General features: G+C 41.2%; 15 protein-coding genes. 9 read left to right on the top strand and 6 right to left on the bottom strand.

Annotation, left to right across the window (positions count from 1 at the left end; all coding sequences use genetic code 11):
* Positions 1 to 120: 120 nt before the first annotated feature.
* The 3 genes from HWQ44_RS20475 (at position 121) to HWQ44_RS20485 (ending at position 3,151) form a co-directional block, all read left to right on the top strand.
* Positions 121 to 1,647: a hypothetical protein gene (locus HWQ44_RS20475; protein WP_292722339.1), complete on the top strand. Its 1,527-nt coding sequence runs from the start codon at positions 121 to 123 to the stop codon at positions 1,645 to 1,647.
* A 59-nt stretch (positions 1,648 to 1,706) separates the two neighbouring features.
* Entirely contained in the window at positions 1,707 to 1,853 is a 147-nt protein-coding gene (locus HWQ44_RS20480) for a hypothetical protein (RefSeq protein ID WP_292722341.1), read from the top strand.
* A 386-nt stretch (positions 1,854 to 2,239) separates the two neighbouring features.
* The gene (locus tag HWQ44_RS20485; RefSeq protein WP_292722344.1) at positions 2,240 to 3,151 is read left to right on the top strand and encodes a fatty acid desaturase; all 912 of its coding nucleotides are present in this window, start codon (positions 2,240 to 2,242) and stop codon (positions 3,149 to 3,151) included.
* A gap of 149 nt (positions 3,152 to 3,300) precedes the next feature.
* Here HWQ44_RS20485 and map read toward each other — a convergent pair whose 3' ends face one another.
* The 5 genes from map to HWQ44_RS20510 all read right to left on the bottom strand — a co-directional run bounded on the left by map (position 3,301) and on the right by HWQ44_RS20510 (position 9,096).
* Complete coding sequence (gene map, locus HWQ44_RS20490) at positions 3,301 to 4,128, bottom strand: type I methionyl aminopeptidase (protein ID WP_292722346.1); 828 nt, start codon at positions 4,126 to 4,128, stop codon at positions 3,301 to 3,303.
* A 280-nt stretch (positions 4,129 to 4,408) separates the two neighbouring features.
* A complete protein-coding gene (locus HWQ44_RS20495) occupies positions 4,409 to 4,939 on the bottom strand; it encodes a plastocyanin/azurin family copper-binding protein (RefSeq protein WP_292722349.1) in 531 nt (176 codons plus the stop codon).
* Positions 4,940 to 5,042: 103 nt separating this feature from the next.
* Positions 5,043 to 7,931 carry a pitrilysin family protein gene (locus HWQ44_RS20500; RefSeq protein WP_292722352.1) on the bottom strand — a complete coding sequence of 963 codons (2,889 nt, stop codon included), beginning with the start codon at positions 7,929 to 7,931 and terminating at the stop codon, positions 5,043 to 5,045.
* 142 nt (positions 7,932 to 8,073) lie between these two features.
* Positions 8,074 to 8,517, bottom strand: a complete 444-nt coding sequence (locus HWQ44_RS20505) for a VOC family protein (protein WP_292722477.1) — start codon at positions 8,515 to 8,517, stop codon at positions 8,074 to 8,076.
* A 66-nt stretch (positions 8,518 to 8,583) separates the two neighbouring features.
* The gene (locus tag HWQ44_RS20510; protein WP_292722354.1) at positions 8,584 to 9,096 is read right to left on the bottom strand and encodes a TIGR02652 family protein; all 513 of its coding nucleotides are present in this window, start codon (positions 9,094 to 9,096) and stop codon (positions 8,584 to 8,586) included.
* Between the two features lie 239 nt (positions 9,097 to 9,335).
* Here HWQ44_RS20510 and HWQ44_RS20515 point away from each other — a divergent pair, with 239 nt between their 5' ends.
* The 3 genes from HWQ44_RS20515 to HWQ44_RS20525 all read left to right on the top strand — a co-directional run bounded on the left by HWQ44_RS20515 (position 9,336) and on the right by HWQ44_RS20525 (position 11,617).
* Positions 9,336 to 9,863, top strand: coding sequence for a gamma carbonic anhydrase family protein (locus HWQ44_RS20515; protein WP_292722357.1), 528 nt, complete (start codon positions 9,336 to 9,338; stop codon positions 9,861 to 9,863).
* Between the two features lie 200 nt (positions 9,864 to 10,063).
* Positions 10,064 to 10,189 (top strand): photosystem II protein Y, encoded by a 126-nt coding sequence (locus HWQ44_RS20520; protein WP_292722359.1) that lies wholly within the window; start codon positions 10,064 to 10,066, stop codon positions 10,187 to 10,189.
* A 144-nt stretch (positions 10,190 to 10,333) separates the two neighbouring features.
* Entirely contained in the window at positions 10,334 to 11,617 is a 1,284-nt protein-coding gene (locus HWQ44_RS20525) for a folylpolyglutamate synthase/dihydrofolate synthase family protein (RefSeq protein WP_292722362.1), read from the top strand.
* A gap of 278 nt (positions 11,618 to 11,895) precedes the next feature.
* Here HWQ44_RS20525 and HWQ44_RS20530 read toward each other — a convergent pair whose 3' ends face one another.
* Complete coding sequence (locus HWQ44_RS20530; protein ID WP_292722364.1) at positions 11,896 to 13,194, bottom strand: sugar ABC transporter substrate-binding protein; 1,299 nt, start codon at positions 13,192 to 13,194, stop codon at positions 11,896 to 11,898.
* A gap of 141 nt (positions 13,195 to 13,335) precedes the next feature.
* Here HWQ44_RS20530 and HWQ44_RS20535 point away from each other — a divergent pair, with 141 nt between their 5' ends.
* From HWQ44_RS20535 to HWQ44_RS20545, 3 genes are read left to right on the top strand one after another with little or no spacing between them, the layout of a single operon-like run.
* Positions 13,336 to 14,442 (top strand): type IV pilus assembly protein PilM, encoded by a 1,107-nt coding sequence (locus HWQ44_RS20535; protein WP_292722366.1) that lies wholly within the window; start codon positions 13,336 to 13,338, stop codon positions 14,440 to 14,442.
* A 4-nt stretch (positions 14,443 to 14,446) separates the two neighbouring features.
* On the top strand, positions 14,447 to 15,223 hold the full coding sequence (locus tag HWQ44_RS20540; RefSeq protein WP_292722367.1) for a PilN domain-containing protein: 777 nt from the start codon (positions 14,447 to 14,449) through the stop codon (positions 15,221 to 15,223).
* Entirely contained in the window at positions 15,220 to 15,987 is a 768-nt protein-coding gene (locus HWQ44_RS20545) for a pilus assembly protein PilO (protein ID WP_292722369.1), read from the top strand. Before HWQ44_RS20540 ends, HWQ44_RS20545 begins: the two co-directional genes overlap by 4 nt.
* Positions 15,988 to 16,199 lie beyond the last annotated feature (212 nt).

Consider the following 16,199-nt stretch of genomic DNA (forward strand, 5'->3'; position numbering starts at 1 on the left):
ATAGCTCCTGAGATTTGTAACTAATTTAGGATGCTCAGATGCAACAGACCTGGTTATATTCTTACTCAAGCCATTTTAATTGTTTCGCATAAACTTTCGACAAATCCCTAAGGGGTATTTATGGCTAACCTAGAAATACTTGTTAGTGAATTGCCAACACTGATTCAGAGTCTCAAACTGACTATTGGCGATTCTAATGAAATTATGGAACAAATTATCCTGATCAATGATACTCAGGAACAACTACGGAATCTCAAAAAATTAATTGCTCAGGAATTGAGATTTGATCGGATCAAAAATTCTGCGATCGCTACACTTCCTCGAATAGCTACAGGAGCTACTTTGTTTATCCCTAGTCTGGGATTAGTAGATCCAGCCATAGCGGAAAAATTTGGGAATTCAGAAACTAAAATTTCATTAACTGATTTACAATCAAAAATTGATAGCTGGATTGATTGGGGTTATTTTTTGCAAGCAATAGCTGCTGATATTCTCAGTGATATTCAATTAGTAAATCAGCTAAATTCTGATATTATTCATCCAAGTATAGCTACTGAATTTAAAGCCCTGACTGAAAATTTAAATATTAAGTTAGACTTTGGTAAATCTAATATCTTACAACTACAAATTCAAATAATTAGCAATTCTCGAAAAGAACTATTACAGTTGCAACAAAAATTAGATTATATTTTTAATACTATTAAAACTAGTCGGAACTTATTAAATATTTTATTAGGAATGTCTGCTTTTTATAGTAAATCTGGCTTTGCTTTAGAGTGGTTAGATGATGATCGCGAATTAATTATATCGAGTGAGGAAAAATTTCAAGAATTAACAGATATTCTCAAGGAATGTGATTTTTTTCAAGAAAAAATTGCTGCTTTAATTATTCAGGGTGACGCTTTAAAGGAACAGGCAGAACAAGCCCTGAAAAAGATTGAACAGGAAAGTAATAAAGAACCAATTGTTAGCCAGCAAGTAGAAATAGTACCAAAGTTTTCGACACCAAAAATAGTCCGTTCAGCTTTGATTGTAGTCTCAAGTTTATTAATCTTGGGTTTTGGTGGTTGGAAAATTAAAGAGCAAAGTCTACAATTGCAGCAGATGAGTCTAAGTTTAACTCAAGAAGGAAGTGCGATCGCAAAGTTTAAATCTGCTCAAAAACTCGGTATGGAGGCTGCTTTTCTAGTTCAGAAGCCACCACATCCTCTAAAAGTTTGGCAACAAGCAGAAACTAAATGGCATCAGGCAATAAACTTGTTAGATAGTATTCCTAATGAAACATCAGTTTCTAATCAAGCAAAGAAGAAATTAGCTTACTATCGGATTAACTATAAATCTATCAGTCAAAGAGTGTTAATTGAAAAGAAAGCCTTAGCTAACTTAGAATCAGCCCAAAAGCTAGCAATAGAAGCTAATTTATTTGTCCAAAATTCGCCTCATTCACTACTAAGTCGGCAGCAAGCACAAGACAAGTGGCAGCAAGCAATAAATTTATTAGAAGCGATTCCAGAGAGTACGTCTGTCTCTATACAGGCTAAAAAAATACTTCCTATTTATAAAACTAACTATGCAGCTATCAGTCAAATAATTCAAAACTCAACTTCCGGTCTATATTCCTTAGTACAGCTTTGCGTAAAATCGTAGTATTTTTAAACGCAGAGGGACGCAAAGTAAGCACATTGCATAGCCACTTCGCGGTAGGTATGCAGAATTTTCTAAAGATAATTCGCTATTTTCAAGACAGGTTTAATATTCACTGTGTTGTGGCAATTACCAGTACTACTGCGGTTTACCACATCAACCGCCTGAGAAAGTCAGAACTGTTGCATCTGATTACGAAGGCTGGCTAGTCACTGACGGTTATGGGGCTGATAACAGTTATGACAAACACCAACATTGTTTAGCACAATTAATATGCAAAGCCATTGTCTTGACTCAAGGTAAGATATCACAGAACGTTTTCAGCAGTGATTCCTGGGGGAATTCAAAAATATTTGATAGTTCTCAGACATCTTCCAAGTATTATGTCTAGAAAAATTGAGGTAGTGTAAATATTAAAACTTAGATTTTCTAACTCAAGGATTAAGTATTATGTCTAATAATTGTGAGGTATTGTTGAATTTAGATAGGATGTTTTTCGACTTTATGGTTACTATCTAATTAATCAACATGAAAGTCGAAAAGGCTTTTAAAAAGTGTTATTTCTTCTTAAACCTGCTATTACGAGGAATGAAATATGTCAATTGTTACTAATATTCTATTAGTAGATAAACAACCTGTAAAATTTTTTTCTATTTCACTAGTTTGGGTGATATATCTATTTTTTTTGCCTTATGTTTATGCTTCAATAAATATGTTTTCCATCTTTTTTATAGTTTTTCCAGGAGTTTATCTTCTCTGTTTGCTAGCACAACTTATGCATGAATGTTGGCATGAATATTTACCCGGCATCGATAATAAGCTTTTTTACTTAATATTATCTTGGATGATTTTTCTCGATCCACAAACCTTTGATATAGTACATCCTTATCATCATTCTCAAGTGAATACTTACAATGATATAGAGTTTCATCCTTTAGGAGAGATTAAGAATAAATTATTGCGAATTATTTATAACTTTTTGGAAATATGTTTAGGGAACATATTTGTTTTAATCGTGGCAAAGTTCCAAATATTGAAGCATCCAAAACTTAAACAGCAGTACTGCTTTAAGAAACTAATAATTTCTATTTTGATGCGGATTCTGATTTGGGGTGGGATTGGTTACACTTCGCATTTACTATTAGGAGTAACTACAGGTCAAATTGTAATTTCTTATTTTATTACCTGTTGGATGGGATCTTTTATAGTTCATCATTGTGAACTCATAGAACATGGAAACCTGATTATAGAAGGGAACTTAAAAGAGCGTAATTTAAGAACCAGAAACTTGAAACCTTCTGGTATTTTAGAAAGATTTTTTCTGTTTATCACCCACAACCATTGTCTAGAACATTCACTACATCATTCTGTATCTAATATTTACACTCGACCATTTCCTCAAACAAATGCTCTACCAGACAAAACTGTGTATATTTCATTTAGTGAATATTTAGTTATCCTCAAAGATATGCTTACAGGTAAATGCCCAATTACTAATCTTGAATAGGTAAGCAGGACTTAGGTAACCCTTTTGAAAAAGTCTAGTATGGAGGAGATAAGGTAGAATTTTCTTCCTTATCTCGCTTATGCTTTTTCTCATTTAAAGATTACTCAATTGGTTCACTTCTGTCAAAAACAGATAATTACAACTAACAATTACACTTTAGAACGGTCAGTCAAAATCTCATAACCAGTCTCTGTCACCAATACTGTATGCTCAAACTGAGCCGACAAAGAATTATCCATAGTGACTGCTGTCCAACGGTCAGATAATGTTCGGGTGTGTCTAGAACCTGCATTTAAAATTGGCTCAATTGCCAGCGTCATCCCCGCACGGAGTTTAACATTTGGCATCTCACGGGTACGGTAGTTGAATACTGAAGGTTCTTCATGCAGATTACGACCGACGCCGTGTCCAGTGAACTCTTCGACTATACTAAAGCCGTTAGCTTTCACATGGTCTTCAATTGCTCCAGCTAAGTCAAGCAGGTATACACCAGCCTTTACTTGTTCAATGCCCTTATATAACGCTTCTTCTGCTACGCGAATTAATTTAGCAGCTTCTGGCGTCACTTCACCGACAGCAATTGAAATGCAAGAATCACCATGAAAGCCTTGGTAATAAGCGCCCGTATCTACTTTTAATACATCCCCGACGCGGATCACTTTCTTGGGACTAGGAATGCCATGTACTGCTTCATTGTTAATGCTGGAGCAGATAGAACCTGGAAAACCGTGATATCCTTTAAAACTCGGTGTTGCACCCATTTCGCGGATACGTTTTTCTGCATAAGCATCCAAATCAGCCGTAGTCATTCCTGGCTTGACTAACTCAGAAATTTCTTTTAGGACAGTTGCCACAATTGTCGCTGATTGCCGCATGATTTCAATTTCACGTGGCGATTTAATTTCAATTCCTCGGCGCTGTTTTTTCGCAGTTGTAGGCTGAGTTGTTTGAGAAAGTAAGTTACTGAAAATGTTCATAGGAAATTAATAATTACTGGTGGCTCTGCCGCTGAAGTATCAATGCTTTCTCTAGATTACTTGAGAAATAATATCTATAATTTAAGTTATTTTAATCCCTGATAGGGATTCTTCCAGTTTAGCCGCTAACGTATATAGAATAACACATTCACAGACTCCTAATGTGTTGGACTTGAATCAAAACCGCGATAACTTCTTTTTGGCTGCACAGTATGAAACTTGGTTCAATTAAAGATAATTGAAACATTAAATGGCTGCCAAATACTGAGTCGAACAATTTTTAACTCTTGATGGCAATCTCTCCAGTCATACCTGCTTCCGTATGTCCCGGTATTGAACAACGTAAGCCATAAATGCCAGATTTCAGGGGCACAAATACCCATTCGGCCTCAGCACTAGGCTTGAGTTCTAGTTCGTGAATGGCTCCTTTGATTTCTACTTTGCCTGCTTGAACTTTTTGTGTCCAGATGCCATCAGCAAAATCTTTAGCAGTAAAATAGTGCTTCAGTTGGCTGGGATTGGTAAGCCGTAGTTGATAGCGTTTGCCAGCCAGGAATTCCAAATGATTTGGTTCAAACTTGAGTTCGTTAGCCGAATTACCCAAGCTAACTGTAATTTCTGTAGCTGGTTGCTTAAGCAAATCGCCAGACAAATTCGCCGCTATTGCTGGAGTAGCAACGATGAAATTTAGACTCAAGAGCAATGTTAATATCACGTAGTTACGCCGTAATATTTGCAGCCAAGTACAAGTAATGGTGAGGAAAGTAAGATATGTAATTACAATTTGGTATAAGTGGTTGTAAGTTTTCATCGGTAGTTCTCAAAAGGCAATGCTGATGAGTAGGAACAATTAATAGGTAGCAGGAAAAAGCACTTTACCCATTCTTTATATTATCCATGCCCAGTGCCCATCTCTACCTAATACTTTTCTCTGCTAACACAGATGGCCCAGCAGTGACGACCACAATTTTATCTGGGTGGAGTAACTCACGAGCCGCTTGATTAACTTGGTCAAGAGTGACTTTCTGGATTTTATCAGTGAAGAAGTGCAATTCTCCTTTATCTAGTCCATAGACCTCATTCATCAGAATTCTATCTGTTAATTCTTCTGGGTTTGCCAGAGAAACGTTGTAGTTGCTGATGAGGGTGCGTTTAGCTGTTTCTACTTCCAGTGCGGTGACGCCTTGTTGATGGATTTGCTGTAGAATTTGGCGGGTACTAGCGATCGCTTTACTGCTATCTTCAGGACTAGTTTGCATTTCTATCAAAAATGTGCCTGCATTCTTCCCGGCTTGGAAGGAGCTATAAATTCCATAACTCAAACCTTGGCGATCGCGCACTTCTGCACCCAGTCTACTAGATAAGGTATCGCCTCCCAATATCTGGTTTAATACTAAGGCTGCCTGAAATCGAGGATCGTAACGGTTAATGCCTGTATAACCCATATAAGTTACAGCCTGGGCTTTATCTGGTAAAACCGGGTTGACACTGACAATTTTCTCCGGCATTGCCACTGGGGGATATTTTAATGTGGGTGCTTGGCCGCTAACTTCCCAATCACCAAACTTATTTTTAATCAGCGATCGCACTTTGTCTAGATCAAAATCTCCCACTAGGGCTAGCACTGTTGTATCTGGACGATAATGTTTCGCTTTGAAATCAATCACATCCTGGCGCTGAATCTGCTGTAAACTCTCCTCTGTGGGAAAAGTATGTAAGGGATGTTTTTTCGGGTAAATTGACTGAACAAATACTCTTCTGGCTACTTCTGATGGCTCATCTAATTCCTGTTGCAAATCAGTTAAATTTTGTTGGCGATGTAGTTCCAACTCTTTGACTGGAAAGTTACTATTTTTCACCACATCTGCCAATATCTCTAAGAGTATCGGCAAGTCCTCTGCTAAACTATCGCCCTCAATATGCACACCTTCGCGGTAGCTTTGAAAGTCTAAACTCGCCCCTCGTTCTGCCAAGACTTTGGCAATAGTTAAGACATCCTTGCTATTAGTGCCATTGAGCAAATTATCTGCCACAAAAGCTGCTAATCCAGCTTGATTATCTGGATCAAATTCCGTCCCAGCTTGAATGTGTCCGCTCAGGGTAACGGTGGGAGTACTCCGATCTGGCAACAGTAATATCCGCAGTCCGTTGGTAAATTTAAATTCATCTGGTAAGACTTGGGCAATCGCATCTGTAGCCAAATCCACAGGCGGTAAGTACTTCATCACCTCAGAAAAAAGTACAGGTGCGCCAGGAGAAAAATTTTCTGTAGTTTGGGTTAAGTCTGGTTTGTCAGCAACTTCTGTTATCCGCTTCTGGGTTGGTTCAAAAAAGCCTACTGTCCGCGCTTCTTTTGTCAGGTATTTGTTAATCACAGCAACAACATCAGTCGGCTTCACCAGACGAACAGCTGCTAAATAGCGGTCTGTGTAGCGATAATCACCAACAGTTGTCTCATCAGTGCCCAATCGCATTGCTTGAGAGGTAATATCACGGTTACTCAAAATTACATCTGCTGTTAATTGAGTTTTGGCTCGTTCAACTTCCTCAGATGTCATACCTTTTTCTGCTACATTAGCGATCGCACTACTCAACATTGAGTCAATTTTTTTCAAATCTTGTTTAGCTCCAGCCGTCACTAACACCTCATACCAGCCAGATTCTCGCAAGCTGGTGACGGATGCTGTAACTTCACTAGCTAAACCTGATTCCACCAATGCCTGATAAAGCCTAGAATTCCGTCCTTCAGTCAAGATGTAATCCATCACATCCAACGCCGGGACATCCGGTTGATTTGCATCCGGTAACGGATACACAACTTGTAACAGCCGTCCTGCTCCCGGTTCCCGCAATACTATAGGAGTGCTGAGTGATGTTAGCGTTAGCGGGGCGTTTAGCCCGTGCTGAGTGCTGAGTGATGGAGATGAGGGAGAAATAACTCCTGCCTCCTGCCTCGTGCCCCCTGCTCCCTGCCCCCTGCCCCCTGCCTCCTGCCTGGGTAATTTGCCAAATACTTCTTTAATTGTTTCGAGAGTATTTGCTGTTTGAAAATCTCCAACAATCACTAAGACAGCATTATCGGGACTGTAAAAATTGCGGTAATATTTTTCTACCTGCTCAACTTCAAATTTCTCGACATCAGCTTTGGTGCCACCTACAGGCAACCCATAAGCATGATTGGGAAACACCGCTTGCATGACGGCGCGGTTGAGGCGATATTCTGGACTATTTTCGTAACCCTGCAACTCGGAAATTACTACCCGCTTTTCACTCGCTAATTGCTCTGGTTCAATCTGGGAATTTCGCATTCTGTCTGCTTCCAGCACCAAGAGCGCTTTCAGCTTGTTTCGTTCCACAGTACCGTAATATGCAGTTTGGTCATAGCTGGTGAAAGCATTAGAATCACTACCTAAAGCACTAAACAAACGTCCAAATTGAATCGGACGATTTCGAGTGCCTTTAAACATCATGTGTTCCAATTGGTGAGCAATGCCATTCACGCCCGGTTCTTCGTTGCGTGAGCCAACCTTGTACCACACCTGCACCGTCACCACTGGCGCAGTATGCACTTCCTTTGTCAGGACAGTTAGACCATTCTCCAGCACTGTCTTGCGGACATTTTCTGTCAGTGTTGAGGGCATTATTCTTTTTGCTAGCAAGGTTGACTGATATTTTTCTTTGTTAGATATAACTGGATGTTGGCTATGAGCGGGTCGATCGCTCAACAAAAAAACGGCTACTAGCCATAAACTTAAAAGTAATAAGGGCAAGGGATATTTATAAAATTTGGAAAATCCATACATGTATTTAGTAGATATATCTGTAAATTAAGTTACATAGTTATTTGGGTGAGTGACTACAGTTTAATTTGGCAAAAAAATCTGTTACTTCGGTAACAATGCAGAAAAACAATATATTAGCAACAAAGGTAATAAAAAAGCTAAATTACGGGAGTTTTGCTAAAACCCGAATGAATTCCAGAGGTAAGCCATCGGTATCGGCGATGAAAGCTACTTCGTAAATGCGATCGCCTATTTGCTGTTGTGTCGGTTCTAAAAGCACTTTCAACGGTTGTAATCCTTCAGGTTGACTCTCAGCAGTCAGTAATACACGTTCTTGTAAACTTGTCAACCAGATAGGTAAATCTGGTGTAATCTCAGTTAAATCGAAGGAGAGATGATAATACCCTACATAATGCTCATCAGCAAACGCATCTGGGGCTGGTTTTGGTTCGGGAATTTGGATCAGTTCAATTCTGCCGCCCAATCCTTCCATCCAGCAAGCTAAGGTGTAGCCTGTGGTAAAGCGTTCCGAAATTGTAAACCCTAAAAGTTCGTAGAAAGCGATCGCTCGATGAATATTCGCAGTCCGAATAGAGGCGTGGTGCATAATTTGTCCTTTGTCAGTTGTCATTAGTCATTTGTCAAATGACCAATGACCAATGACCAATGACCATTACTCAAACAACCTGAAATAAGGGTAGCGTACAGGGACACCAGGCTCTTTTTCCAAGTCAAAATTAATCACTTCCCAACAGGCATCATCTGAAGTATCGGGGCTAAACTCCACGGGTAAGCCGTACAAACGCGCAGCAGTAGCTTCTGGTTGTCCAGAACGCCAAGGCGTGCTGCGTTCTAAATAGCCACTCATCAATTCCTGATAGCGTCGAGCAATAATCACTCGTGTTGCTCGAAAGCCTTGGGTATAGAGCTTATCTAATGCTTCGTGAATTTCAAAGCGAATACCATCAGGATGAGTATGTTGTCTATACCATTCATTATTCCATCTCCGCCAATGACGCCCCGATTGCAAATGGATTAACTCTCCATTTTTAGGATTAGCTTCAAACGCGCCATGACGAGAACACAAATAGGTATCTGTTAGTGTCAACGCCGGAATAGTCTGGCGACAATGGGGACACTGTATTTCCGGCCCAAACATCGGGTACTGCAAACCTGGATTCATCATGAAGTGCGTACAAACATAATTTTGTCTTCACCAGCACTAGTGGGTTGGATTATACACTTCGGCTCAACCACTTTGGGTTACTTGCTCACTGCTGCATAGACACGGTGTTGCAGCAGGAACATTGTTCACTAGTGTTTTCCTCAGCGTAGAGGCTTGACGCTGTGATATCCTGGTTGTGCAACCAGCCTCAAAGGTTGGAGTTTCTCCAGTATTCCTGGGTACCATATTAATATTCTATCGTGTCTACCGCTTCTTACTGGACATCTCCTGATTTTTCTCAAGCTGCCTTCATTGCAGCCAATGCTGTTGTTATGGGTTCGGTAAATATAGCAGCAGGAGTGAGCATTTGGTATGGGGCAGTGGTTCGGGGAGATGTAGAACGGATTGAAATTGGCGAATGCACCAATATTCAAGATGGTGCAATTCTACATGGTGATGCTGGTTTTCCAACAATCTTAGAAGATCATGTTACCGTTGGGCATCGCGCTGTAGTACATTCTGCTTACATTGAGCGTGGAAGTTTGATTGGCATTGGCGCAGTGATTTTAGACGGAGTACGAGTAGGCGCTGGTAGCATTATTGGAGCTGGCGCAGTGGTAACTAAAAATGTACCGCCTTTGTCCCTAGTTGTTGGTATTCCTGGTAAAGTGTTACGCCAAGTAACAGACGTTGAAGCCGCAGAACTGATTGAACACGCTAAACGTTACCAAAAATTAGCTTTAGTTCATGCTGGTAAAGGTACTGATATCGGCTTTAAGAAGTCTTAGGCAGTGGGGAGTGGAGAGTGGGGAGTGGGGAGATGAGGGAGAGAAAAGGGACAAGGGAGACAACTAAGCCCAGTGCCCAATGCCCCATAATTTAAACATTCTTTACATATCTAGTTGGAAAAATTGCCCACTTCAGCTAAAAATAAAAATGAGAGCAGTTGACAAAACTTTAATTTCTACATAAGAGAGGGGTTCTAGATATGGATATCGATTTCCGTATAGCGATCGTTTTAGCACCAGTTGCCATTGCTGCCAGCTGGGCAGTGTTTAATATTGGCGCTGCGGCTTTAAGACAAATTCAAGGCTTTTTTGATCGGGAAGCCTAAATTAGGCTTAATATCATCATTCTTTAACCGACTGTTTCTCTTCACAGAGGCAGTCGGTTTTGTTCATATCGATTAATGGGACATGGGGCATTAGGTTTAGTAATCTCCCTTGTCTTCTTGTCTCCCTCATCCCCCTCCCCTTCCTTGGATATCAATTCTGTAATACAACCTCTACAACGCTTTGGTGTCCATCTGGGACTCGATCGCATTGTCAATCTATTGGCAAATCTTGGCAATCCCCATCACCAAGTCCCGGTAATTCATGTTGCTGGCACTAATGGTAAAGGTTCAGTCTGTGCTTATCTTTCCTCAGTACTCACTGAGGCTGGTTATCGTACAGGACGCTACACTTCGCCCCATTTAGTTGATTGGACGGAACGTATTTGTCTGAATGAACAGCCAATTTCCTCTGAGGAATTGAGTCAATTATTAGAAAAAGTCCAAGCGTTGATTTGCCCTGATGACGAATCAGCAACTCAGTTTGAAGTAATTACGGCGGCTGCTTGGTTATATTTTGCCCAGCAACAAGTTGATGTGGCTGTGGTAGAAGTCGGACTAGGAGGACGCTTGGATGCAACCAATGTCTGCTTAGAACCTTTGGTTACGCTCGTTACTTCCATTAGCCGAGAACACTGGCAGCAACTTGGCCCTACCATCGCTGATATTGCTAGAGAAAAAGCAGGTATTCTCAAACCTGGATGTGCTGTTGTGGTTGGGCCATTACCACCAGAGGCAGATAAAGTGGTGCGATCGCGTGCCTTAGAATTACAATGCCCACTTTTTACGCCTCAACCCGCCCGTCAAATCGCTAAAGGATGGGCAGAATATGAAACTATTCAAAATTCAAAATTAATTAAATATCCATTGCCGTTAGCGGGACAAATTCAGTTAACTAATTCAGCTTTGGCTTTAGCCGCTTTAGAAATTCTCCAGCAACAAGGTTGGCAAATTTCTGAAGAAGCCATAATTAATGGCATGGCTAAAACCCAATGGCCAGGGCGAATGCAATGGACTACTTGGAAAAACCATAAATTGTTACTTGATGGCGCTCATAATACCGCCGCCGCCCAAGTTCTCCGCCAGTATATTGATAGCTTAGACACAGTTACTCGTAAGCCAGTCAATTGGGTTATAGGAATGTTTGCCGATAAGGATCATACTGATATTTTTACCGCCTTACTGCGACCAGGCGATCGCCTTTATTTAGTGCCAATACCAGTAGAATCTTGGCTAGGTAGAAGTTCTGCGGATCTAGACTACTTATCAAACCTAGCTTACAGCCTTTGTGCCAAATTAAGCGATCGCCAAATCCATCCAGATTTATTCACAGCACTAGAAGCCGCAACCTCAACCACAGACGATTTAATCGTTGTATGTGGTTCCCTTTATCTAGTAGGCGATTTTTTACAAATGGGGAATAGGGAATAGGGAATCTGATTTTTCACGGTATCTGGAAAACCTCACTTCTAAATCTCTCTCCTAAAAGGAGAGAGACTTTGAATTTTCCCCCTTCCCTTGTAGGGAAGGGGGTTAGGTCAATCGTTAGCTTTTCCACATAACGTGAAAAGTCACATAGGGAATAGGAGGACTACTATAGCGGTTCCCATTCAGATGCGGTAGGCATGCCGTGCCCCTACGGATGTACCCCACGTAAACGAGAACCGCTATAAACCCAATGCCCCATGCCCAATGCCCAATGCCCAAATTTATCTTTGATTCCACTCTTGTGCCGCATCTTCTACAGCTTTATCTACAGTCTTCTCGCCTAACATAGCTGCTTGTAAGTTCTCATAAACTGCCTTTTGCAGTTTGTTGAAATCCTTCAAGGTAGGGGTCAATATTTCTGCCTTTGGCAGTTCTTCAGCACTCATAACTCGCGCTTTTTCTATTGTTGAAGCATTAGCTGGAACATCTTTAAAGTAAGTATCAGACAATGCTTTGATTGTAGAAGGTAGGACATTTGCAGCTTTAGCAAAGGCTAACTGATTTTTGTCATTGGTGACAAATAAAGCAAACTTCACAGCACCATCAGGTTGTTTGCTATCGCGGGGAATAACTATGTTCATCACCGCGACATTTTTCTTGCCTGTGTCACCAGTGAGTTGAGGTGCTATTCCCGAAGCTTGAGCAATTTTTGGAGCATTATTAGCGATCGTTTTCAGGAACTCTGGCCCAGAAGCTAGAAACGCAGTCTCTCCAGATTGGTATAAATCAATCGCGTGGCGATGTCCTTGGGTTAAAGCTTCTTTAGGAAGTAAACCTTTTTTATACAGATCTACCCAATACTGAAACGCTGCCTTCCCTGGTGCTGAATTAAACGCTGCTTTACCATCAGCATCTATTAGGGTTACTCCCATTTGCACGAAAGATTCCAGCACTTCACCGGAATCTTGCGGTACGAAAGTCACAAAAAAGGCATATTTCCCTGTCTTATCTTTAATTTGTTGGGCTGCTTGTGCTAATTCTCCGTATGTTGCAGGTACTTTATTGATACCTGCCTGTTTTAATAAATCAGTGTTATAAATGGTTAACCGTGTGGTGAGATACCAGGGAATCCCAAAACTCTTGCCATTAAGCGTACAAGATTCCCAGATATTCGGCAGATAGGAGGAACGTACATCATTTGGGACTTTCGCATCTAAATCTAACCAGGCATTTCGTCCGGCAAGTTGGGAAGCAAAACCCGGATTGAGGTTAACTACATCAGGTGGCGTTTTTGCGGAGACAGCTGTTAATATTTTGTTCTCCATTGCTGCCCAAGGTATATCAACCCAGTTAACCTTTATACCTGGATTTTGCGATTCAAAATTTGCAATTAAGCTTTTGAAGTAGTCGGTAAATTGAGGTTGGAGTTGCATTGTCCAAAACTCAACAGTTGCCACTCCTGAAGTAGCTTGTTTTGTACTTTTACTAACATTGCCTGTACTGCAACTTACAATCCAAGTGGTTAATAAGCCAAGCAGTACGAAAGCAACAAGTTGTTTAAATTTTCGCAATTGAATCATTTTCCCAGTATTTTTACGCTTGATCAGTGTGAAAAGCTTAGACAGAATTGTCGAGATTATAGGCTAAATAAATTACCTAGCACCAATTCCATTTCTTAGTATCATTTAAATTTTCAATTTAGTAGTCCAGCGGGCACAACTGTGGTAAAAAGTTTCACTAGTCTGTTTGGCAAATCGAAAAAAGGGGTCGGTATTGAACTTGCTCCCGAACGGGTAAATGTAGTTCAACTACGCAAGCAGGGTCAAGGCTTGAAACTAGAAACTTTTATATCGGTAGCAGTTCCAGAAGGCATAGTTACCGATGGTCAAATTACCGACCCTCCAGCAATGGCGCAGTTAATCCAGCAGGCGCTAGCTGAGAGCAAAATCAAAACTTCTCGTGTTGCCACTGGTGTCCCAGGGCGAGATTCCATCGTTCGGATAATACCAGTGCCAACGGAGTTAGATGACAAAGAACTGCGAGAAATGGTGCTAAACCATGAAGCAGGTTTGTATTTACCCTATCCTCGTGAAGAGGCTGATGTAGATTATCAGAAACTTGACTACTTTATAGACGAGGATGGCATTGAAAAAGTACACGTACTCCTAGTTGCCACCCGCAAGGAGATAACGGATACCTATATAAGTACTTTCGAGCAGGCAGGATTACAAATTGATGTTTTAGAAATTAACAGTTTTGCTCTAATTCGGACTATTCGCGAGCAACTGCGACAATTTGGGCCGCAAGAAGCAGCAGTACTAGTTGATATCGAGTTCGACAGTACAGAAATCGCCATCATCGTTAACGGGGTACCGCAATTTTCGCGCACAGTCCCAATCGGGACTTATCAAATGCAAACTGCCTTAGCAAGGGCAATGAGCTTACCCACATCACGAGATATGGAACTGTTACATGGAATGATTATTCCCCAAACTTCCCTAGACGGGGGGAAAACTGGCGTTACTGAACTCGATCCTGGCATGGCTGCCATATTGAGAGTCCTGGGAGAACTAACGGATGAACTGCGCCGTTCCATCGATTTTTACCTCAATCAAAGTGAAAATTTGGAGGTAGCGCAGATTTTATTAGCTGGGCCAGGAGGTGGACTCCAACAGCTAGATGAATTTTTTACCCAACGATTGAGCTTGCCAACGACCCAAATAGATCCAATCGGATCTTTGTCCTTGGAAGTTGACACTGAGAAATATCCACAGGTACAACGCTCTGGCTTGGCGATCGTACTCGGTCTAGGAATGCGGGAGGTGTAACAAAATGTACAGCCTAGATGTTAACTTTCTTAAAGACCGCCCAGCATACCAGAAAAAGCCTGAGAGAAAGGGAGGAATAGGTCTAAATCTGTCTACGGGGAATTTGACACCAGTGTATGTGGGAGTTGCATTAGGTGTCGGTCTGCCAGCTTTATTGGGAGTTGGTTGGTGGTTGTTGCAAGGGAAGATTGTTGAGTTAGAGGGGACGATAGCACAACTAGATCAGGAAAACAAGAGGTTAGATACAGAAATAGGAAATCTTAACAAAATCAAAGCCGAGACGAACGCAGTTAAAGGGGAAACCCAAGCTTTAGTGACTGTATTTGACCAGATTCGTCCTTGGTCAGCAATGCTGCAAGATTTGCGCGATCGCATTCCAGCAGCAGTACAAATTAAGAACATTAGGCAAACCGCACCCATTCCAGCAGCGGAAGGTAAGCCAGCAAGCAATCCCGCTGGGGGACTAGAAATTACTGGATTGGCTCGTTCGTTTAACGATGTCAATGATTTCTTATTGAGTTTACAACAGTCTCGGTTCTTGAAGTCCACAGAAAGCAGAATTGTGACGGCAACGTTGGTAGATGCTCCTTTAACTCCAGGTGTAAGTCAACTTACTAATGGTGTAACAATTAAGCCACCCCAAGTAGTTGAATACACTATTCAATCGAGCATGAGCGATGTTCCAGCTTCGGAATTGATCCGGGAGTTGGAAAAAAAAGGCACAGTGGGGTTAGTGACTCGAATTCGTAGTATGCAACAAACAGGAGTCATTCCAAAATGACGCTGAGTGATGATTTAAATTTTGCCGAACATGGTGGGGAATTCGATCAGGCAACGCCAGCATCCCCCGTACTATTTGGTATTGCCTTCACACCAAAAATTATTGGGATATTGGTGGGGGTAATTGGTTTAGCAGGAGCAGGTTATATCTTGTTAAACCTGCTGATGCCAGCTTGGGAAAGCTATCAGCAGCAGCAAGCCAAAAGCTCCGAGCTACAAGGGCAGATTGAGCAAAAAAAAGCCAATATCAAACAGATTGACAAAGTTAAAGACGAACTAGCACAAGCAAAACAGCAAAAAGTTCAGGTTTTAGGTTTATTTGCTAACGAAAAAACCTTAGATACATTGCTGTTGGATATGAACCGCTTGATTGAGTCTGGCAATACTCCTACTTCTTTTAATGCAGTAAGAGCCAAACTGAAGAAATTTGTCCCTGTTTCTCAAAAACCAGAACCAGTTATTGATGGAACTCTAGGACTACAGGTTAACGGCAAGCTACAACGCAGTAGTATCAATGCCGAAATTACAGGAACTTATGAACAAACACAATCGATAATTCGTAATATTGAGCGGTTACAGCCTTTGTTAATAGTTAAAGATTATCAATCAACTTTGGCTCCAGTCGAATCAAGATCGCCATTAGATAAAACGCCAGTGCAGATAGGCCCAACAGCTATTAATACATCATTCCAGTTACAGGTATTGATGCCACTTAGTCCAGAAGAAGTAGCAGCAGCAGCAGCTAAAACTGCCCCGAAAAAGTAATTAGCCAGCTTGGGCGAATGGAATTTGCCCGCTACTTGCTTCCCTGGAGGGATACAAGTTGGGGAACCCGCAAGGGTGCAGTGGCTTGGCTACACAAACCAAGTCCGCGGAGGCGGACTAAGAAAAAATTGAGGGTTTCAAACCTACAAAAGTGGGTAAAGTCTCGTGTAGACGCGGTTTATAAAGGCCCTTTTAACTGAATAAGGGTGTAA

The organism is Nostoc sp. JL34, assembly GCF_017114945.1.
GTDB lineage: Bacteria > Cyanobacteriota > Cyanobacteriia > Cyanobacteriales > Nostocaceae > Nostoc.